This window comes from Kitasatospora sp. NPDC058048, from assembly GCF_042885555.1.
In the GTDB taxonomy this organism is placed as follows: Bacteria; Actinomycetota; Actinomycetes; order Streptomycetales; family Streptomycetaceae; genus Kitasatospora; species Kitasatospora lactacystinica.
Genome location: NZ_JBHVRT010000008.1, coordinates 1 through 20934 on the forward strand (window position 1 = coordinate 1; position 20934 = coordinate 20934).

18 protein-coding genes and 1 pseudogene are annotated in these 20934 nt (G+C 67.2%); 7 read left to right on the forward strand and 12 right to left on the reverse strand.

Going from position 1 to position 20934, the window contains the following annotated elements:
• The first annotated feature begins 917 nt into the window (after positions 1-917).
• Positions 918-1958 carry a tyrosine-type recombinase/integrase gene (locus ACFVVA_RS10490; protein WP_387687867.1) on the forward strand — a complete coding sequence of 347 codons (1041 nt, stop codon included), beginning with the start codon at positions 918-920 and terminating at the stop codon, positions 1956-1958.
• A 234-nt stretch (positions 1959-2192) separates the two neighbouring features.
• Here ACFVVA_RS10490 and ACFVVA_RS10495 read toward each other — a convergent pair whose 3' ends face one another.
• Genes ACFVVA_RS10495 through ACFVVA_RS10530 form a run of 8 tightly spaced genes read right to left on the reverse strand, consistent with a single transcriptional unit; the run spans position 2193 to position 11702 of the window.
• Entirely contained in the window at positions 2193-3677 is a 1485-nt protein-coding gene (locus tag ACFVVA_RS10495; RefSeq protein ID WP_387687869.1) for a glucose-6-phosphate isomerase, read from the reverse strand.
• 12 nt (positions 3678-3689) lie between these two features.
• Entirely contained in the window at positions 3690-4928 is a 1239-nt protein-coding gene (locus ACFVVA_RS10500; protein ID WP_387687871.1) for an MFS transporter, read from the reverse strand.
• 9 nt (positions 4929-4937) lie between these two features.
• Positions 4938-5567: an NUDIX domain-containing protein gene (locus ACFVVA_RS10505; RefSeq protein ID WP_387687873.1), complete on the reverse strand. Its 630-nt coding sequence runs from the start codon at positions 5565-5567 to the stop codon at positions 4938-4940.
• Positions 5564-6580 carry a hypothetical protein gene (locus ACFVVA_RS10510; protein WP_387687875.1) on the reverse strand — a complete coding sequence of 339 codons (1017 nt, stop codon included), beginning with the start codon at positions 6578-6580 and terminating at the stop codon, positions 5564-5566. The genes ACFVVA_RS10505 and ACFVVA_RS10510 overlap by 4 nt, the downstream gene beginning before the upstream one ends.
• 28 nt (positions 6581-6608) lie before the next feature.
• A complete protein-coding gene (locus ACFVVA_RS10515) occupies positions 6609-7364 on the reverse strand; it encodes an inositol monophosphatase family protein (RefSeq protein ID WP_387687877.1) in 756 nt (251 codons plus the stop codon).
• Positions 7365-7370: 6 nt separating this feature from the next.
• Positions 7371-8186 (reverse strand): phytanoyl-CoA dioxygenase family protein, encoded by an 816-nt coding sequence (locus ACFVVA_RS10520; protein WP_387687880.1) that lies wholly within the window; start codon positions 8184-8186, stop codon positions 7371-7373.
• A 49-nt stretch (positions 8187-8235) separates the two neighbouring features.
• Positions 8236-10836 carry an aconitate hydratase AcnA gene (gene acnA / locus ACFVVA_RS10525; RefSeq protein WP_387687883.1) on the reverse strand — a complete coding sequence of 867 codons (2601 nt, stop codon included), beginning with the start codon at positions 10834-10836 and terminating at the stop codon, positions 8236-8238.
• Complete coding sequence (locus ACFVVA_RS10530; protein ID WP_387688287.1) at positions 10833-11702, reverse strand: isocitrate lyase/phosphoenolpyruvate mutase family protein; 870 nt, start codon at positions 11700-11702, stop codon at positions 10833-10835. Before ACFVVA_RS10530 ends, acnA begins: the two co-directional genes overlap by 4 nt.
• Before the next feature lie 189 nt (positions 11703-11891).
• On the opposite strand from ACFVVA_RS10530, the gene ACFVVA_RS10535 reads away from it, so the two are divergent.
• The 5 genes from ACFVVA_RS10535 to ACFVVA_RS10555 are packed head-to-tail and all read left to right on the forward strand — an operon-like array spanning position 11892 to position 16656.
• Positions 11892-12971: a Gfo/Idh/MocA family protein gene (locus ACFVVA_RS10535; protein WP_387687885.1), complete on the forward strand. Its 1080-nt coding sequence runs from the start codon at positions 11892-11894 to the stop codon at positions 12969-12971.
• Positions 12968-13846: a ribose-phosphate diphosphokinase gene (gene prs / locus ACFVVA_RS10540; protein ID WP_387687887.1), complete on the forward strand. Its 879-nt coding sequence runs from the start codon at positions 12968-12970 to the stop codon at positions 13844-13846. The genes ACFVVA_RS10535 and prs overlap by 4 nt, the downstream gene beginning before the upstream one ends.
• A gap of 27 nt (positions 13847-13873) precedes the next feature.
• Positions 13874-14122, forward strand: a complete 249-nt coding sequence (locus ACFVVA_RS10545) for a phosphopantetheine-binding protein (protein WP_387687889.1) — start codon at positions 13874-13876, stop codon at positions 14120-14122.
• Positions 14123-15397, forward strand: a complete 1275-nt coding sequence (locus ACFVVA_RS10550) for a hypothetical protein (protein ID WP_387687891.1) — start codon at positions 14123-14125, stop codon at positions 15395-15397.
• Positions 15394-16656, forward strand: a complete 1263-nt coding sequence (locus ACFVVA_RS10555) for an acetyl-CoA carboxylase biotin carboxylase subunit family protein (RefSeq protein WP_387687893.1) — start codon at positions 15394-15396, stop codon at positions 16654-16656. Before ACFVVA_RS10550 ends, ACFVVA_RS10555 begins: the two co-directional genes overlap by 4 nt.
• 81 nt (positions 16657-16737) lie before the next feature.
• Here the strand turns inward: ACFVVA_RS10555 and ACFVVA_RS10560 are convergent, their stop codons facing one another.
• Positions 16738-17664, reverse strand: coding sequence for a PfkB family carbohydrate kinase (locus tag ACFVVA_RS10560; RefSeq protein ID WP_387687895.1), 927 nt, complete (start codon positions 17662-17664; stop codon positions 16738-16740).
• Entirely contained in the window at positions 17664-18470 is an 807-nt protein-coding gene (locus ACFVVA_RS10565; protein ID WP_387687897.1) for an inositol monophosphatase family protein, read from the reverse strand. Before ACFVVA_RS10565 ends, ACFVVA_RS10560 begins: the two co-directional genes overlap by 1 nt.
• Before the next feature lie 232 nt (positions 18471-18702).
• Between ACFVVA_RS10565 and ACFVVA_RS10570 the strand changes: the two genes are divergently transcribed.
• Positions 18703-19554, forward strand: a complete 852-nt coding sequence (locus ACFVVA_RS10570; protein WP_387687899.1) for an EamA family transporter — start codon at positions 18703-18705, stop codon at positions 19552-19554.
• A gap of 53 nt (positions 19555-19607) precedes the next feature.
• Here ACFVVA_RS10570 and ACFVVA_RS10575 read toward each other — a convergent pair.
• Together ACFVVA_RS10575 and ACFVVA_RS10580 are read right to left on the reverse strand one after the other, a co-directional pair.
• Positions 19608-19905 (reverse strand): annotated as a pseudogene (locus ACFVVA_RS10575) (pyridoxal 5'-phosphate synthase lyase subunit PdxS); the annotation flags it as partial.
• Positions 19906-20061: 156 nt separating this feature from the next.
• Positions 20062-20658, reverse strand: a complete 597-nt coding sequence (locus tag ACFVVA_RS10580; RefSeq protein WP_387687901.1) for an LmbU family transcriptional regulator — start codon at positions 20656-20658, stop codon at positions 20062-20064.
• Positions 20659-20934: the final 276 nt, after the last annotated feature.

The window sequence follows — 20934 nt, forward strand, 5'->3', positions numbered from 1 at the left end:
CCGTCGCAGGACTCGTCTCCGACCGCACCGCCACAGCCTGACAACGGCCGTCGCTCAGCCCGTCACATCGCCGCCGCAATCACGCACCAGGTCGTTAACCATCCTCACCGCCTGCACCATCTTCCCAACACCTACCGCCCGGATGCTTCCGCCGAGTCGACCCCTTGACCCCCAGTCAAGGGGTTCAACTATTGTCGACATCCGAGGCCTCACGGCCTCGGCTTTTTTGTTGCTCAACTAAGCTGAAAACACGGGAAGTTGAGACTCTCCATAAAGATCCACGGTCGACAGAGCCGGGACCCGGCCGATGCTCAGCCGGGTTCAAGTTCGTACATAGATGTCCGTAAGCGCCCACGGGCGCTCATGGGCGCCCACCAGATGCGGTCCCCAAATGGTCCCCAGGCCCCCGGAGCCGCCTCCGTCACCGCCAGTGACAGCAATCTGTCGGCCCTTCAGCAGGACCCTTCTGTCGACCGCCGCAGCCCGTCGTGCATCGCCCCTGGCAGACGAGACGGTCCGGTCGGATCAGGGTCGACTACCCACCGGATGCGGATAGTGATCTTCCGGACGGTGTGTCGTCTCGAGCGTGTCCTCGCCGTCTGGTCCTGAGTGCTTCGCGCACCGCCTCGCACGCTCTATCGCCACACCCGACACAACAGCCACTCTTGCCCCAGAGTCACCACCCAGTCCGAGAGAAGGGGAAGTTCATGGGACAGCGTGCGCAGCGGGGCAGGGTGTACCGGCGGTGTGGTTGTTCGGACGGGCACGGGAGGCAGCTGGGTCCGTGGTGTGTGCGGTTGTTGGAGGAGACGGGTCACGGGTCGTGGACCTACTGCGTCGACCTGGCCCCGGAGGAGGGCAGACGCCGTACGCGCCGGCGGGGCGGCTTCGCCAGCCGAGCTGAGGCGACCCGCGAGATGAGGGCGGTGCTCGACGGTGAGCTGCGCGGGGTCTACGAGAACCGCCGCACCACCGTCGCGAGCTACCTGCGGGAGTGGCTGACCACGAGGAAGCCACACCTCGCACCGAACACGTACGCCGGCTACGCCGCGTGCGTCGAGCGGGACCTCATCCCCGCCTTCGGCCACCTCCGGCTCCTCGACCTGCGCCCGGAGCACGTCGACGCCTGGGTCACCACCCAGCTGAAGGCCCAGCGCGGCAAGGTCACCGTCTACCGGGCCGTGTCCACCCTGCGCAACGCACTGAACGCCGCAGTCCGCTCCTGGCGCCTGCGCTACAACCCGGCCAAGCACTCCGTCCCCGCCCGGCCCCGCGCCGCCGAGCGCACCTGCTGGACCCCCGACGAGGCCGCCACCTTCCTGCGCCACGGCGCCGAGCAGTACGCGGATCAGCTGACCGACCTGTTCGAGGTCATGCTCGGCACCGGCATGCGCCGCGGCGAGGCCCTCGCCCTGCACTGGTCCGACGTCCACCTCATGGACCGCAAGCTCTACGTCCGCTGGACCCTCGCCGCCATCAACAACGGCAAGATCCACCTCCGCGAGCCCAAGACCGAAGCCAGCCGCGCCTGGATCAGCCTCTCCCCCAGAGTCATGACCGCCCTCCACCGCCAGGCCGACCTCCAGATGTCCGCCCACCCCAAGGGGCGGCTGGAGGGCCTGGTCTTCGCCAACTCGGACGGATCGCCCCTGCGGCCCCAGTGGGTCCTCGACCAGCTCCACAAACGCACCGCCGAGCTCGGACTCCCGAAGATCGGCCTGCACGACCTGCGCCACACCGCGGCCAGCATCATGATCGCCGAAGGCATCCCCATCGCCATCGTGTCCAAGACCCTGCGCCACGCCACCCTGGCGACCACGATCAACCTCTACGGCCACCTCTTCAAGGACTCCGCCGACCAGGCCGTCAACGCCCTCGCCCGAGCCCTCGACCAAGCCCAAGCAGGCCGGCTCCGAGCCCTCCCCCGTGACGACGACGACCTGCCGCTGGCGGCGTAGCCGATGGCCGCGAGGTCGGGACTCGTTCTTCCGTCCGGCCGGTGGCCGCATCCGGTGTGCAATCTGTGGGGGACCTCAGCGGCGTGCGACAGCGTTGGCGGCCGACACCGGTCTGGTGGACGGCTCTGGTCACCCGTCCCAGCGACATCACCACCGCTGGCGCAGGACAAGCCTGCTCTCCCGGCATGACAATCTTTCCGCCGCCGGGTCGTCACAGCAGGTGGCGCGCCAGATTCACGGCCGGGCACCTGCGACTGCTTCGACCAACTGCTCGATCCCGCTCTCCCGGTCACGCAAGTGCAAGCGGAGCACCGTGCGCCCGCGGGAGAGCAGCGCCCTGCGGTCGCCGCCCGCCTGAGCTGCCTGCAGACCGGCCAGGGTAAACGGGCGGCCCGGAATCTCGATATCGGCCTTCACCGCTCCGGTGATCTGGCAGAACACCCCGCCGGACGGACCTCCCTTGTGATACTGCCCGACCGAGTGCAGCAGGCGCGGACCCCAACCGAAGGTCACCGGCCAGTGCGTCTGTGCCCGCAGTCCGTCACCGATTTCGGCCACCTTCGCATCGCGCTCACGGTCGAGGTAGGACATCACCGACAGATATCCCTGCGCCGGAATGCGCTCCGTCAGCTCGCTGAGCACTCCAGCTACCGTCCGGGCCCTCAGGTCCGCTCCGGCCGTGTAGACCTCGATCGCGTCCTCGGTGAAGCCAGGCTTCTCATCAACCTTGCCCTCACCGAGCAAGGTTGCCGTGTTCGCTTTGGACTCCTCCACGTTGGGCTGGTCGAAGGGGTTTACCCCGAGTATTCGAGAGGCGATCACGGTCGCGTATTCCCAGAGCAGGAACTGCGCGCCGAGCGGCCGGTGAATCCCAAGCGTACCGACGCCCTCAACCGCGGGTATCCCGCCGCCCGCTGTAAGCAGAACTCGGATCGAACCGTCGGGATCACAGCCTCCAACCACGGGCAGGATGCCACGTCCGTCCTTGCCCGTCGACTCGGCGACGAGTTGTTCGATCCAGTCCCCCAGACCGCTCAGCCGCGGATCCGGCACGTCGAGCACCAGTGCGCCGCGACCAGCGAGAGCCGAATGCGCCAACACACTGCCGAGTTCCCGGCCCGGGTTATCCGCGCGTTCGAGCTCGTCACGGATCACCGCGCTGTCAGCGAGCAGGCCATCCACGTCCGTTCCCAGCAACGCCCCCGCGACAAGCCCGAAGGGTCCCAGGGCGCTGTAGCGTCCGCCAACGCTCGGGTCGGCCAGAACTGCCGCATAGCCCCGGTCCAGCGCGATGCGGTGTAATAGCGAGCCCGGGTCGGTAACGGCGACGCAGTGGCGGGCGGCCTCATCAGATGGCAGGCGCTCGGCCAGATGCTGGATCATGACCCGACACAAGCTGTTGGTCTCGATCGTCTCGCCGCTCTTACTGGACAGGATCACCAGCATGCGCTCCGGGTCGCGCTCGAGGACGGCCTCGACCTGCCCGCAGTCGGTGGTATCCAGCACGGTCAGAGGCCTGCCCGCCGCAGAGGCGATCACCTCCGCGGCCAGAGAGGAGCCGCCCATGCCGACCAGCACGACGTCGTCGAGATCGGCCCGCTGCGCGGCCAGTCGGGACAAGGCCGGAAGAAGGGCTGGCGAGCTGCGCGGAAAGTCCATCCATGCGGGGTGCCCACGACCCAGGAGTTCCTCATGGGCCGCGCTCACGGGATCAGTCATGTTCACCATCTCTCAACGGGTGCGTTCGGCCCACGCGACCAGCGGCGGGCCAGCCAGGCCGAGCAGACCGAAGAGCGCCCCGAGGACGAACCAGCCCGGGCGGCCCCAGGTGATGCACAGCAGCGCCAGCACCGGCGGTGCGACCGCATTGGCGAAGCCGAAACCCATGTTGTACACGGCCGAGTACTGGCCTTGGGCGTGCTCCGGCGCGAGACCGAAGGAGAGCTCGAAGCCCGCCGAGGACTGCCACATCTCGCCAATGGTGTGGATGGCGGCACCGGGGATCAGAAGAAGAACGGCCGCCCACCCGGGCACCCCGGCCATCAGAGCCAGCAGGAAGGCCGCTACCAGATAGGCGAAACCGGCGCGCCGCAGAACCCTGCCCGCAGCGCCCGGGGAGTCCACACCCTTGCTGAAACGGATCTGGAACGCCACACACAGTACGGTGTTGACAAGCAATCCGAGACCGATCGTCCAACGGGGGGCTTCGGTCCGGCTCACGATCCAGAGCGGGAGCGCGAAGGTGAGGACCCCGAGCTGGGTGGCGAGCAGCCCCTCGTGCAGGGTGACGGCAAGGAAGGGCTTGTCCCGCAGCGCGATCCACCGGCTGGTCTGGGGCGGGGCCGGCTTCGGCGGCACGTGAGGGATCCGCGTCATCAGCAGGGCACACACGAAGTAACTCAGTGCGTTGCCGAGGATAAGGGTCAGGTAGGCCGACCGGGTCCCGACCTGGATGGCGGCCATGGCCACCGCCGCTCCGAGCGGGAACGCGATGTTGGTCAGGGTACGGAGATAGGCGCGGAACTCCGCCGGTTTCTCACCCCCGAGGGCTCGCAGCATGGGGCTTCGGGCCGCCAAGCTCCCGGTCTGCGCCATCTGGGTGATGCAGACGAGCGCCAGGAAGGACCAGAAGGTGTGCACGAAGACCAGGGATACGGCCGCGACGCCCTCGATCGTCATCGTTGCCGCGTACGCCTCGCGTGAGCCATACCGATCCGCCAGCCGGCCGACCGGGATCCCCACGAGCAGCCCGATGAACGCGCTGATGCCGAGGCCGGTCGCCACCTGGCCGACGGGCAGCCCGACCGAGCGGGTGAAGAACAATGCTTGGCCGGTGATGAACATCCCGTTGCCGAGGTTATTGATCAGCTGGGACGTCGCGAGAACGCGCTGCGGCCCTTTGGCCGGTATCACCCTGGCCCACTTCCGATGTTCAGCCGGCGCAGCCGATTCGGCGTTCGCTGTCGTCATGGAGGGTTCCTAGGATTTGCTCGTCGGGTAACGGAAGCTCTGCGTGGCCGCCACTTCCCCTTGCGTGCCCCGGACCGACTCCCGATCGGGAGCCTCGCACCATCTCCAGGCCAGCGTGGAAGCACCCTGCATCGCCTGGTGATCGAAGAACAGGCTGACCGACCGCATGAACCCCTCGGTGCACTCCCAGGCCCGCCGCGAGAAGGTCTCCACCAGCGCTTGCGGAGCCATGAACGTGACCCCCGCCACTGCCTCCGGATCAGGTGCGAACGGTCCTTCACAGCGGTGCACGTAGAGCGCGCGCTTCTCCAACTGCCGCTCCGAGAAACCGTCGTACAGGCAGACGTGGTCGAGCCCGGAGTCATGACAGCCGAGTTCCTCGAACAGCTCTCGGGAGGCCGCGGTCCGGTAGTTCTCGCCACTGACGACGTGTCCGCCCGCGGAGGCGTCGAGCCGGCCGGGATGATTGGGCACGTGCTGCGAGCGGATCTGTACGAGGATCTCGTCAAGCGCGTTGACGACGAGCACGTGGACTCCGCGGTGCATCAGGTGGTCCCTGTGCACCACTTCGCGCGTCGCCCTGCCGATCACCCGGTCGTCGGCATCGACGACATCCAGGAACTCGGGCTCCGAGGTCACGCGAGGGCCCGTTGCACCCGAAGATTCAACGCCTGGTAGTCCACTACGGTCTCGCGCAGGTTGCGCAGGTACTTCAGATACAGCCCGAGGCTGGACGAATCGGTCCGTTGCACCAGCAGGCTCGCGAACTTCAGCACATCCGACAGCGCGCGGCCCATGTCGTCCCGGCCTCGCCGCACGTCCGAGGCCAGATCACCGAGCGCGGCATTGGTCTCGGGACTCTCCAGGAGGAAGCCGAGATAGTGCTGTACGGGGTGAAAGCGGTTCTGCAGGTGCTTACTGACCCGGGACTGGTCGTTGAAGCGCAACTCGCCGGCGACGAGGATCTCCTCCGCGCGCTCCTGCCAAGCCTCGATGAGCTGGTCCATCCCGGTGACGCCGATGGTGACCGGCGTCACATAGCGCGAGAGCCGGCCGCCCTCCCAACGAAGACCGTACTCGGCGAAGACCGCGCGGTAGGCCTCCATCGGTTCCAGGGAGAGGATCCGCTCGATGGTCGGGGCAGCCTTGATCTCCGTCACGGCGACGAGCCCGTCATCGGTGCGGAACAGCTGATCCGCCAGCTTCTCGAAGGCCACCGGCTTGCGGAAGGTCCGGCTGGCAGCGTCCGAGGTCGACTTGGTGTAGTAGACCGTGTCGTCGGCGTCGATCCCTTCGAGCAACCACTCGGTGACGTAGGGCGTGCCATCGCTGTGGACGAAGGCCACCGGCACCGTGATGTGCGAGCCGCGATCGAACGCACGACGGATCCGGTCGGGGAGCACCGCGAGGGGCACCTCCTCCTCGGCCCAGGACTCCCGGCACGCAATCTCCATCAGACCGTTGTAACGGCTGATCATCGGGACATCGCCCGAGCTCTCGTACTGCCAGTCGTACCAGCGGTCCATGAAAAACAGTGACAGGTTGGGACAGTCGCGCAATATTCGGTAGCGGTGGAAGTAGTGCCGCTCGTGGCAGATGTAGTACTGCGCCTGAACGAGCATCTCCTCGGAGGGTTCCCACACTTCTGGCATCCGCGCCGCTCCTTAGGCCGTGTTGTGCTCAGAGAAGTTCTTCATGGAATCGCTGGTCGCCCACGGCGATCGCGCCTGCTCCCCAGTGCCAGCTTTCGCCGTCGAGCCTCGCGGTCTTCACCCCGGCCTCGGTGGATATCAGCTGCCCTGCGGCGAGGCCCCACACGCGCGGCAGCCCGCCAGCGGTACCGAGCAGCTTGATGAATCCGGCACGCGTACCCTCGGCCAGGAAGCACAGTTTCAACGAGGTGCAGGCCATGTGTTCGAGCTCGTAGGAGAGAAGCAGCAGGTTCTCCAGCGCGAAATTGGACTGGGGGCTGAGGACCACTCCGTTGCCGACCGCGATCAGCCTGCGTTCCGGCTCGATCGGGGCCTTGAGCGGGCGGCCGTTCACGCTCGCGCCGCTGCCCTTCTCCGCGACGTACAGCGCCCCCGAACTCGGCCGGTGGACCACGCCGAAAACCGGCTCCGTGCCCCGGCATGCCGCGACGGACACGGCGTAGGTGTCCCGCCCGGCCTTGTAGGACTTGGAGCCGTCCAGCGGATCGACGGCGAACCACAGATCACCGGGCGCCTTGTGGGCGTAGTCGCCGTGAAGTGTGTAGTGCTCCTCCGCCAGGACCGTCACCGGTCCGAAGTGGCGCAGGATGAGCGCGACGATGTCCGACTCCAGGCGGCGTTCGACCTCAACCACCCGCGACGGTTCGGCGCTCACCCATGCCTGCGCTGTCGGCAGGCGATCGGCGAGCGCTGTGAGCGCGGCAGTGAACTCCTCATATCTCATCGCGGCCTACAGGTGCCGCAGGTGCTGTTCGTAGCGGGTGAGCCGACGAACCTTGTGACGCTCGACCGGCTCCGGGGCGGGGCGCTCCAACCCGCCCTGGTAGAGCGGCTGGTCCTGGGCGGGCGGACGGCTGAAGTCCTCCTGAGACTTGCCGTAGGGACGCAACAGGATCCGCTGCTCCCGAGTGAGGTCCGGGTAGTCCTCCAGGCTCTGGAAGTAGTACCCGTTCACCCAGGTCGGCGTGTAGGAGAGGAAGACATTGATCCGTGTGACTTCGCTGTGGTTCGGCTGAATGCGGTGCCACAGGTTCGCACCGAATATGGTCATCGAGCCCTTGCGGCACGTCAGCACCTTCTGCCCGGCGACTTCGTCGATGCCGGCGTGCTCGGCCTCGTAGTCGGCGAGGTGACTCCCCGGGATGTAGACGAAGTTGCCCATCCCCTCACGGGGGAGATCAGTCAGCCAGTATCCGATCCGCAACTTCAGTGGGAGGACCGGGGAGAAGACACGGTAGGGGACGGCTCGCGGGCCGTCGAAGTGCCAGTGGTTGATGACGCTGCCGGGGGGTCGCATGAACAGGTCGTTCTGGCTGAGCCGCGTCTGGTCGCCGAAGATGTCGTAGGCGTAGCCGATGTGGGTCTCGAGGTCGATCAGCGACGCGAACTCATGGTGCTTCGCGATGATGTTCTCGACCTTGTTGGTGTGTTCCTTCTCGGTCGCGCCACCGACGTACCGGTGACGGCACCGAGCAGCTCCTCGACCTGCTCCTCGCTCAGCGCGTTCTCGACGTGGAGTAGGCCCTCGGTGGCGAAAGTGCGCCACTGGTCGTCGGTGAACCCTGGCGGGGCCGGCTTGATCTCCTCAGTCATCTTCATCCCTTCATGCGGATCATCGTGTCCGCGATGACGCCGAAGACACCGCCGCGGCGGATGCAGTCCAGCTCATGCCGCGTATCGACCCGGGCCGTCATCGTCCAGGCGGCGACCTCGGCACCGGACTCGTCGTAGGCACGCACGTTCACCTCGCCTCCCGGCTCCAGGGCATCCAACCCGGTCACGTCGAAGCGCTCCTCGCCCGTGATGCCCAGTGACTGCACGCCCTCCCCCGCGGCGAACTCCATCGGCACGATGCCGACGGCCACGAGATTGGAGCGGTGGATGCGCTCGAAGCTCTCGGCCAGTACAGCCCGCACGCCCAGCAGCCGCGGTCCCTTGGCCGCCCAGTCCCTGGAGCTGCCCATGCCGTAGGCACGGCCGCCCAAGACGATGAGCGGGACTCCCTCCTGGCGGTAGCGCGTCGCGGCCTCGTAGACCGTGGTCTGCTCGCCAGTGGGGAAATGCCGGGTGAACCCGCCCTTGCGATCGGCCAGTCGGTTCACCATTCCGGCGCCGGCGAAGGTGCCTCGTACCAGTACCTCGTGATTGCCCCGGCGGCAGCCGAAGGTGTTGAACTCCGCCTCCTGGACCCCGAGTTCACCCAGGTATCGACCCGCCATGGAATCGGCCCTGATCTGGCCGGCCGGCGAGATGTGATCCGTCGTGGTCGAATGCTCGGCATTCACCAGCGCGCGGGCGCCGCGCACGTCCTCGAGCGAGGCGTCACCGTCGAGGCTGATCAAGGGCAGCGGGGTGAGGTAACTCGAACCGGTCGGCCAGTCGTACCGGGCTCCGACCGGGCTCTCCAGTGCCTGCCAACTCTCGTCCCCTTCGAACAGGCCTTGGGCATTCTCCGCATAGCGCTCCAGCGTGACCTGTCCGAGCGCCTCGTCGACCTCCTCTGCGGTGGGCCACAGGTCGGCGAGCATGACCGGGCGCCCGTCCGGGTCGGTGCCGAGCGGCTCCGAGGTCAGATCGACGCGCACATGGCCGGCCAGCGCATAAGCGATGACGAGCGGGGGCGACATGAGATACGCCGCGGCGACTTGCTGGTGGATGCGGCCTTCGAAGTTGCGGTTGCCCGAGAGCACAGCCACTGTCTTCGTCCCGCGCTCGCTGACCGACCGCGCGGCGTCGGCGTGCAGCGGACCCGAATTGCCGATACAGGTGGTGCACCCGTAGGCGGCGACATCGAATCCGAGCTCGGCCAGCGCGGACAGAAGCCCGGCGGCCTCCAGAAAGCCGGTCACAGTCCGCGACCCGGGGGCCAACGAGGTCTTCACCCAAGCCGGCACCTTCAGACCGCGACCCACCGCGTTCCGGGCGAGCAGACCCGCGAGCATCATCGATGTCTGGTTCGACGTGTTGGTGCAGCTCGTGATCGCTGCGATGGCGATCATTCCGTCCTCGTCGCTCCCCTTCCTGACCTCGGACGCGAAGCTCTTGGGTACGCGGGCGAGCGGTACCCGGTCCTGCGGACGACGCGGCCCGGCCGCACTCGGCTCTACCGTGGCCAGATCCAACTCGATGGTCCGTGCGAAGGCCGGACGCCATCCGGCTTCCTCCACGAACAAGCCCTGATGCCTGGCGTAGCCCTCGACCAGCGCGAGCGCCTCCTCTGTACGGCCTGTCAGGCGCAGGAACTCGATCGTCCGTGCGTCCACCGGGAAGAGCGTCGAGGTGCAACCGTACTCGGGAGCCATGTTGGCCACGGTCGCCCGGTCGGTGACCGACAGCGACAGCGTTCCCGGGCCGCGGAACTCGACCATGCAGTGGACCACGCCATGGGCCCGAAGGACTTCGGTGAGGGTGAGAGCGAGATCCATGGCGGTGGTGCCGGCCGGCAGCCGCCCGGTCAGCCAGACGCCGACGACCGGCTGGGCCAGCAGCGAGACGGGCATCCCGAGCAGGACCGCGGACGCGTCGAGCCCGCCGATTCCCCAGCCGAGCACGCCGATCGAGTTGACCATCGGGGTGTGGGAGTCCGTGCCGAAGACGGTGTCCGGGGCCGCGATACCGTCGCTGCCGATGCCGACCACTCGGGCCAGCCGCTCCAAGTGAATCTGATGGATGATGCCGTGGCCCGGCGGAACGATCCGCACACCGGCCATGGACTGCCGAGCCCATTTCAGGAAGCGGAAACGCTCGGCGTTGAGCCGCATCTCCCGGCTCATGTTGCGGGCCAGCGCCATGCGACTACCCGCTTCGTCGACCTCCACCGAGTGGTCGACGACCAGATCGACTGGCAGCGCGGGGGAAACGACACCCGGGTCGAGGCCTCGCTCGGCCAGCAGTTCGCGCAGCGACGCCAGGTCCGCGAGTACCGGGACTCCGGAGTGATCCTGAAGCAGCAGCCGGCTGGGGTGGAAGTCGAAGGCAACGTCGACCCCTTCGCCGGACCCCGCACGCACGATCGCGTCGGCCAGGGCGATCGCCTCGTCGGGGTCGTTTCCGCCTTCGGCCCGGCGTAGGACGTTCTCGACGAGGATGCGCGTGGTGATCGACGCATCGGCAAGACCGGGGAGTCCCGTCGCTTCGGCGGCCCGCAGGTTCAGCACACGGTGCCCGAGAACGGTCGGCGTGACGAGCAGGCTCATCGGACCGGTATCCCGGCGTTGTCAAGCCTCTCCGTGCCGACCAGGTCGAACAGCCGCTTGACCGGAACGATCTGGTCCTCCATCTCCGTGGTGGAGGACGTGCGTGCGAGCGAGGTGAGTACCTCCTCCATCGCCGTCACCGAACCCCGGATCAGCTGGTTCGCGTAGATCATGACCGCGATGCCCATCACATGCAGGCTCTCGACCGTGGTGGCGTGATACGTCGTCGGTACCGCGAACAGCGGCAGTTCGAGACCGGCGTCGCCGGCTCGGGCACAGAACTCGGCGATCTCGTCGGGCCGACGCTCCTTGCTGTGGACCAGGATCGCGTCCGCGCCGGCCTTCGCGTAGAGCACCGCGCGGGAAAGTGCGTCCTCCATCCCGGCCCCGGCGATCAGCGACTCAAGCCGGGCGACCACCATGAAGGACTCGCCACGCTGCGCCGCCTTGGCCGCCTCGATCTTGCGGGCGAAGGTCAGCGGTTCCTCGAGCAGGTGACCGTCGAGGAAGCTGTTGCGCTTAGGGTACTGCTTGTCCTCGATGCACACGGCATCGATGCCCTCCGCCTCGTAGAGGCCGACCATCCTTCGTACGACATTGACATCTCCGAAGCCCGCGTCCACGTCGGCGATCACCGGTAGGGACGACGCCCGCCGGATGCGCACGGCGTCCTGCAGGAACTCCGTCATCGTCAGGATTCCCGCGTCGGGCACCCCATGGGACGTCGAGATGCCGAGTCCGCCGGCCCACAGGGCTTCGAATCCCGCGTTCTCCGCCATGATTGCGCTCAAACCGTCATGCACGCCGACAGCACGAATCGGCGCATTGGCCGAGATGAGCCCACGTAACGTTTTGCCCACCATCATCACCTCGTTTTCCGTCCGGCGCTGCAGTCATCGTCATGAAGTCCGGAAAGCCGGTCAATGAATCGTGCCGTCGGGCCATGACGATAGGTCGACCTCGGTCCGAGAGACACGCGATGAGCACCCTCTCCGCTAGATTCGCCTTCTGTCCCGCCGGCGGGACAGAACCTGCCGGAGAATCGAAGGCTGGCGATGACAACACAGGCAGTGATCCCGGTGGCGGTGGTCGGCGGCGGGAGGGTCGCTTCTGCCGTACACATCCCCTTACTCTTGAGACGTCCGGATCTGTTCGACCTCGTCGCAGTCGTCGAACCGGACTCTGACCGCTCGACCGTGCTCGGACGGGAGTTCTCCGGGCTGACCGTGGGCGCGGACCTCGAAGTGGCCTTCGACAAAGGCGCTCGCGCGGTGATCTGCGCGACTCCTTGGCCAACTCATCGCGACATCGTCACCGAGGTGCTGGACCGTGGCATCGATGTGCTCGTGGAAAAGCCCGCGAGCCTTGATCCGGGCGATCTCAAAGCACTCATCGCCGCAGAACAAATCAGCGGAGCGAATGTGGCCGTCGGCTACATGAAGCGCCACGACCCGGCCGCCGTGCGATTCGTCGAGCTCGTCTCCGAACAACTCGACCGGGTCCGCCGGATTTCCGTGGATATCGTCGACCCGGATTCGCCTCTCCAGGTGGCCCACCGGCTGATCACCCCCACCGCTCCCAAGCCTGAAAGTCGGGTTGCCGCCGCCCGCATCGTCGCCGAGGTGCTCGCGGACGCGACTGCCGGCCAGCGAACGGTGTACGAACGCGGGATCGGCGCCTCGCTCATCCACCAGATCAACCTCGTCCACACAGCACTGGCCCCGCATTCCCTCGTCGGGCATGTCGCGCACGGAAGGCACTGGGCGAACGGCAGCGCGGCCGCGTGCGGCTGGTGGCCGAGCGGCGAGATCGCCGTACAGATGAGCCACATACGGCTTCCGGGCATCCCTGAGTACCAGGAGCGGATCGAGGTCGTGACGGACGACGCACGAATCCTCCTGGAGGCAGGATCGCCGTATCTCATCGAACAAGGGATGCGGCTCACGGAGTTCCGCGCGGACCGCGTCACCACTCACGGCTTCCCCGCACAGAGCAATGGATTCGTCCGGCAACTCGAGCACTGGGCGGCCTTCCTGCGCCGCCAGGGTCCGGCCCTGCCCTCCACGACGGAGGCGCTGCGCGATCTGACCGCAGCCAGGGAGGCGGCACTCGCCTGTACGGGGGTGGAGGAGTGACCGACCGTCTCGTACTGCTCGGACCGGACGACCTGCACCGGGAAGCCGATATTCCGGACCGCGTCGAGAGGATCCGCGCGATCCGGTCGACCTTTCCCGACGGCGAGCAGCTGCTCACCGTTCCGGAGGTCGAGCGTATCCACGGACGCCACGTGCTCGTCGCGCAGACCACCGCTCCCCCGCAGGACGCGCGTCTGTTCACCGCGTGCCAGCTCGTCGACATCGCCGTGACGGCCAAAGCCGCATCGGTCACCTGCTTCGTGCCGTACCTCTGCTACCAACGACAGGACCGGGAGACGAACCCGGGGGAGTCGCGCGGTGCCCGGCTGGTCCTGCGCCTGCTCGGCAGCTCGGGAGCGGACCGCGTGATCACTGTGGACCGCCACAGCACTCCCGCTTGGGACGGCGACGACCTCCCCGAAGTGGTCAGTTTCGGCTGCGCGGAGACGATCGTCGAACTCTGCTCCGCCGACCCACCCGATCTGGTCGTCTCCACCGACCGTGGCGGGGCCGCACGGGCGTCGTCGATCGCGCAGGCGCTTTCCGTACCCGTGATCACGCTGCAAAAATCGAAGTCTCCGGAACGCGGCACCTACTACGGGCGGCTCCCCGAAGAACTCGCCTATCGTCACCTGCTGTTGGTCGACGACGTGTGCACCTCCGGGTCCACGATCCGGCCGCTCTGCGCCGCACTCGCTGCCCTGGGAGCACGTTTGACGGTCGTGATCACACACGTCGTCCCCACCTCCCAGGGTCGACTCTCCTCGATCGAGGGAGTGGACCGACTGCTGCACTCCGACAGCTGCGGCGACCGCTCCGCGCCCATCCGTCTGCTCCCGCTCGCGGTGGACCTGTGGTCCGGAGGCCTCCCCTGACCCGTCGCACGACAGAAAGGCGTTCGCATGGGAAACGAGTGGATCTCCGTGCTCCTCACCAACCTGCTCCCCGCCGATACCGTTCAACTCCTGAGCAACAAGTACGAGGAGTACAAGGACACCCCACTCACCCACATCGGCCTGGAGTCGATGGCGGTAATGGGCCTGGTCCTGCGGCTGAGCTCGGAGTTCGGTCGGGAGGTCGACTACGAGGAGTTCGACCTCGACGAGGTCTCCACCCTCGGCAAGATCAAGACGTACCTGGAAATCGACTAGATGATGAATCAGCTGACCATCGCAGTGCACACCGCCCCGCCCCTACGGGACAACCTCACGACCCAGCTGCGCTTCCACTTCCCCGAGATCACCGCCCTCGAGTTCACGGACGACGAGGTCACGATCCACGCCGAGCAGGAACTGGCCACGGCCACAGTGGAGCGAACCGTCCGCCGTATCCTCGACAGGTTCGCCTCGGTCCCGCCGGCGATTCGCTCCAAGGTGCTACTGGACTCGCGCGTCGCCGGCTCGATGGAAGCATGGGGATCGCGCCGGCCCACCTTTCCTGTCGCCAAGCTCGCGGATGCCGCGCGTGCGTTCTCGGAAGAGCTGCGCGGGGCCGTCCCGCCACCGCGTCGTCGCGTCCTGCCCGATCGCTCCGCCCCCCTGCATGCTGGCATCAACGTCTACGGGCACGAGACCGCCGCACTGTTAGCCGCCCTGGACCGACTCACGTCCTCCTGCATCCGCGGTGTCTACGAAGCGGAGGTCATCCACGTCCCCTCGCTGATTCCGAGCAGCCTGGTGGAGCGGGCGGGCTACGTCGACACCGGATGCCAGCACCTGAGCTTCGTCGCCCCGCTCAGCACCGATCCGGATGTCTTCGACGCCTTCGTTCCGTTCTGGAAGTCCGATGGGCGCGACGACCGGAGCATCCTCGACTACGTCCGGACTCCGCGCGATTTACTCTCCCCCGCCGCTTGCCTGTCGACTTACCCGCTACTGGAAGGGCAGACCGTCGCGTCGGACGAGGCACTGGTGCTCTCCGTCGGTGGTTCCGTCTTCCGGGACGAGTCAGGCAACCTGAACAATCGAGAGCGACTGCTCGAGTTCCACACTCAGGAGATGGTGGTGATCGGCGGGGCCGATCCGCTCGCGCGGATCCACGCGGAGCTCGCCGACCTACTGGTCTGCGTCGCCACGGTACTGGGCCTCGACTTCTCGCTGCAGAGCGCCGCGGACATCTTCTTCGGTGACGCCGCCGGCAGTCTGCTCTTCAACCAGCTGGCCTCCACGAACAAGATCGAACTTGCCGTCCGGTCCGCCTCGGTCGGGCGCCCGGTGGCCACGGCCTCGCTCAACAAACACGGCAGCCACTTCGCCAAGGCGTTCGACATCACCGACGAGCGGGGGCTGCCGACATCGACGATGTGTCTGGGGTTCGGCTTGGATCGGCTGGCCTACCTTCTCTTCGAGCGCTTCGGCCTCGACCTTTCCGCGCTCGGTGACCAGGTGGACGCGAACGTCGAAGCCCTGCTCAAGGAGCGGGCATGATTGACACGGTGTTCCTCTGCCTGGAAACCACCGACGCGATGACCCGCCGAATCGTCGACGTCGCGCACAGCTTCGGTGACCGTGTGGTTCTCGTTTCGAGTTCGAACCGGGGCCCGACCGGTACAGACTGGCTCGAACTCGATCTGCGCGACGAGCCCGAGCGCGTTGCCGCGCGGATACGCGAGCAGATCACAGGTGCTCGGATCATCGGGGCGCTCACCGACCAGGAAGCGTTCGTGGTCAACACCACAGCGGTGGCCCAGGCCCTCGGCGTGGCCCGTCACTCCGTCGAGACCGCAACCAACGCGCGTGACAAGTCCCGCATGAAGCACGCATGGCAAGCCGCCGGAGTGCGGACCCCCGCGGGAACGACCTTCCGCTCACGTAGAGAGATCGCCGGCGCAGACATCACCTTCCCGGCTGTCATCAAGCCGACGCACGGCTACAGCAGCAGCGGGGTACGCCGCGTGGACGACACGGCCGCGCTGCTCGCCCAGGCGCAGCGCATCGGTCTGCTCAACGCCACCACCGTGGCCAGGGACGCGACCGAAGGGACGGGGTTCCTCGTTGAGCAGTGCCTGCGCGGGCCCGAATTCGCCGTGGACACCGTCTGGTTCGACGGTGAACCCATCCACGACTGCGTGCAGTCGCGCAACCACGACGAATGCTCGGACTCTCCGTATTTTCCCGACCGGGTCTACCTCCTGGACCCGGCCATGCCGGCCGAACGGCGCAAGGAGATCCTCGACATCACGTACGCGGCGGTGAGAGCCCTCGGCATTACCCATGGCGCGACCCACTCGGAGGTCCGGTACGACTCCGGGCTTCCGTACATGCTGGAGACTGCGGCCCGTCCCGGCGGTTCCTGGCTCGTGTACGAGCTGATGAGGCTCGCCCACGACGCGGACTTCACGCGCGCTCTGTACCTCAGCCATGTATGTGCCGACGCCGAGGAGTTCAAGCAGAGGCTGGGCCCCGTCGCCTGGCGTTCGGTTCCCGAGGGCGTGAGCCACTTCATCTACTACCTACCGCACTCGGGCGCAGGGCTGGTCAAGGAGATCCACGGCCTCGACGAGCTGGCGGGCCGAGAAGAAGTTCTGCTGTGCCACTGCTACAAGCAGCCGGGCAGTCACCTGCTCGCCGACGACGATCTCAACGCGGAGCCGTTCTGCAACGTGATCGCCCGGCAGACACCCGATGGTCCGTCTCTACAGGAGTTACTGTCCGCGTACGACCGTGCCCTGACCGTGGTCTGCTGAGGAAGCGACGCCCGCCGGACCGCAGTGCCCGCCGTCCGCCTGGACGGCGGGCACGATCGCGTTCCGCGGCCGAGGGCCCGTTCACTTCGACGGCTCCGCCGTGTCGGTCATCCACGCGCGGGTACCGAAGGCGGTACAGGATCGGCTCGCCACATCAACGGCGAAGCCGATCGCGCTCTCGAACACGTCCGGGTCGAGGACTTCCGCCTGCGCGAGACCATAGCTCAGTGCCCCGTGGAAGACGTCACCCGCTCCCAATGTGTCGACCACATCCACTCCGGGCACCTCGACTCGCCCCGCGGCCCCGTTCGGACCGCGCCAGTCGACCGCTCCCTTCCCGCTCGTCAGGGCCGCATACCGCACTCCGCGCTCTGCCAGGAACGCCAGGACGTCGGCCGGCGTGCTACAGCCCGGCGGCCGGAAATCGGCCGAGCAGACCGCTACCTCAACCCACTGCAGCAGCTGCCGGATCTCGGGTCGCCAGCGACCACCGTCGTAGACGGTGAGCCGATGCTCGGCACGTGCGGCCCGCAACGCCGCGAGGGCGGCTTCGGGGTAGTGCCCGTCCACCTCGACGATCTCCGCCCTCCGAGCCAGTGCCGTGACCGCCGCGGTCGGGGCGATCCCGGGGGGCGCCGTGTCGTAGGCGATGACAGCCCGTGCACCAGTGCCCTTGGTGACGGCGACGGCCGAAACCCGGGGCGGCCTGGTCTGGTCCACAGCAATGTCGACGATACGGACCCCGTTCTCGGTCAGATCATCACGCATGATCCCGGCGAGACCGTGCCCGCCGATGGCACTGACCAGCGTCGCCGCACCCCCGAGGTGGGCGAAGGCAACGGCCGCGTTGGTCGCGGGCCCCCCGGCCGCCACGACCTGGTCCTCGGCGGACACCTTCTCGTCGGGGTCCGGTCGCCTGGCCACGAGGTGGACCACGTCCAAGGTGCAGAGGCCCACGAAGAGCCCACGGGGAGGCGGGGCATCCGTCGGCTGGCCGGCCGTACCCATCACAGCTCCCGAGGTCGGTGCTCCGCCGAAAGAACAGCCCAAGCGAAGTGGACCAACTCGGCCGCCAGCTCCGGGTGCGCGACCACGAGCACGGGGGACGACCAGGTGAAATCACCGCCATCGGCGCCCAGCGCCGCAAATCCGCGGCCCCTGGCGATGGCGAGACCGGCAGCGACGTCCCAAGGTTTCGGCCGGACGCACACGCAGGCGTCCAGCCAGCCCATCGCGACTCCGACCACGTCGAGGCACATGGAGCCGTACATGCGGACGCGGTGGGCCTCGGCTTGCAGGGCGTTCACCAACTCCGCCTCGGCCGGCAGGCGCCTGCTGCCCGTGCCGCTGACACCGACGATCGCCCGCGAGAGTGACCGCGCCGACGTGGCCGGAGGCTCCGCGGCCGGATGCGCATCCACATCAGCGGCGATCCGCAGCTGCAGCCGCGGCGCGCTGACCACACCGAGAACCGGCCTGCCGATGTCCACCAGCCCCAGGGCGATGGCGTAATACGGCGCTCCACGGGCGAAGTTCATGGTCCCGTCGATGGGATCGAGGATCCAGCCCGTCTCGGGCACGCTCCCGTCCTGCGTGGTCTCCTCCCCCAGCAGGGGAAGCCCGGGTGCGCGTTCACGAAGAAAACCGGAGATGTGCCGCTCCAAACCGCGATCGGCCTGGGTGACCTCCTCCCCCGACGCCTTCAGGCTGGTCTCGATGCCGTCCTTCTCGAAGGCCCTGAGCAGTGATTCCGCGGAGGCCACCGCCTCCTCCGCATGACGTAGGAGGCTCCGCCGATCCAGCGACGGCGTCATGCTCCGAGGCGCGGCACTGAGGCTGCGGCCCGTGGCAGATCGTCTGATTCTGTCCGACATTCATATCCCTCGCTCTCAGTCGACATGGAGTCGTGGCGGGCAGTGCTGGCACCATGCCGACCAGGGGGCGCCTCAGGCCCGTTGCGGGCACCGCCGCTCCCGTCCGTCCTGCCTGTCCCGCCTTTCCCGCACCAGAGCCCGCCTCCTCACGTTCCGATCGGACTTCGTCGGCATGACTCCAGGCATCACACTCGTGGTACTCATCGCTGCTGTCACGCACGCCAGTTGGAACGCGCTGGCGCACAGCATCACGGACAAGGTCATCGCGTTCACCCTCGTGTGCGGAGGCGGAGCGGCATGCGGACTCCTGCTGGTCTGCTACGCCCCGATTCCGGCCGGACCCGCATGGCCCTACCTGATCGCGTCGATCGCCACGCATCTGCTGTACTTCGCGCTGCTGATCCAATCGTTCCGCCTCGGCGACTTCAGTCAGATGTACCCGATCGCCCGCGGGACGGCACCGCTCGTCGTCACGGTACTGGCGGTGCTACTCCTCGGTGAGCACCTGAGCAGGTGGCAGATCGCCGGAGTGGCGCTCGTGTCGGGCGGACTGAGCTGTCTCGCCCTGTGGGGCATGCGTGGCCGCAGTCGGCGCGTTGATCGTCTCGCGCTCGCCGCCGCCCTGGGAACCGGCCTGTCGATCTCCACTTACACCGTCGTCGACGGAGTCGGCGTGCGGGCCGCCGGAACCGCGGCGGGCTACACCGGCTGGCTGCTGCTTCTCCAGGGCGTGGCGGTCCCGGCCTTCGCGTTCGTCTCCCGCCGAGGCGCCCTGACCGCGCAGCTACGTCCAATGGTTCTCCGTGGAGCGCTCGGCGGGTTGCTCTCGGCGTTCGCCTACGGGTTGGTTCTGTGGGCGCAGAGCCGCGCTGATCTCGCCCCCATCTCGGCTCTGCGTGAGTCGTCCATCGTGATCGGCGCCGTCATCGGCGCGGTGTTCTTCAAGGAACGTTTCGGCCGCGCACGGATGCTGAGCGCTGCCGTGATCGTGGCAGGCATCGCGCTGATGCTCCATTCCGGTTGACTCAGACCAGACCTGTGGTGAGGCCGACCTTCAGGCCCCACCACATAGTGGACCTCGTCGGCCGGGGTCAACACCTCCGACTCGTCGATGTAGTCGACACCGAGGGCCTGCAGCACCTGGGCCTCGCCGAAGTGACCGATGCGGGACTTGGTCATCCGGGATCGAGACCACGTTGATGATCTCTTCGATCATGTTCGGGTCGGACATGCGGGCCACGCCGCCGTCCTTGCAGATGTCGGCGGGGACGCGTTCCAGGGCCATGACGGCCACCGCGTCGGCGTCCTCGGCGATCTTCGCCTGCTCGACGTTGACCACGTTCGTGATCACACCGCCCTTAAGCTGCTCGGTCATACCGCGCTTGACGCGAGCAGTGCCGACCGCAGGCTGGTCGGGAGTGGAGGGGGCATTGGCGGACACGAAGACCTCGCCGCCAGTCGGATGGATTCGTGGATCGCCTCTCTCCGATATCGCCAACCTACGGAGAGAGGCGATCTTCAAATGTTCAGTTCATCGCGTTCGGTCGGGGTCGTCGACAACGAGAGCCCCAGCCGCGCCACGGGCGCCGGCCGACGCGTTGAGGACCTGGACGGCCCAGACCGAAAGCTCCACGCCCGCGTTGGACGCGGCCCGTTCCCAGATCTCAAGCTGACCGGCGGTCGGGCTCAGTCGGATCGCTGCCTCCTTGAGAGCATCGTCGCCCGAACCATCGGATTCTGCCGCCGAACGAAGCCGAGCACTCGCACGAACCTCGCACCGGAGCCGATTGCGCGACCAGCCGTGCTCCTCTGCCCGACGCAACCAATAGTCCTGCTCCGCCTCAGGGCAGGATGCGACTTCGGCGTGGTGGCCGAAGCTGAGCTTGTCCCGCCGGCGGGACAGCGGGAAACGACGGGCGACCCACGCGTAGTTGCGAAGCGTCTGATAGTTGAACGAGTAGAGCTCGATGACCTCCCGGTAGCGCCCTGTGAAGGCCGACTCCCCGTGGATGAGCCAGTCCCCGAGACACCACGCCATGGAAGACTGAGACGTGGCCAGTAACTGCCCGATCGCCACCCACTTCTCAAAGGGAAGACGCTCAGTCAGATTGAGTCCGGTGGGCGGCATCGCCACGATGTTGGCAGGCCCTGTGGTCAAGCCGCTCGGCCGACTGACGCGCCTGGGAGCCAGGCACTGCCCGGCCAGTAGGCGGCTGTCGTCGGTCTCCTTGATGGATTGTCCTCTGGCTGCACTAGTAGAACGCACGAGATGGATCTCCTCCCCCATAGAGGCCCGAAGGCGATCACAGTACCCAGCAACACGCCCATGCGACACTGATCGAACTACCAAGTGCTGCTTGACAGTTGGTGCACATCGGGGCGCTCCCCCCGAAGCGCCACCAAG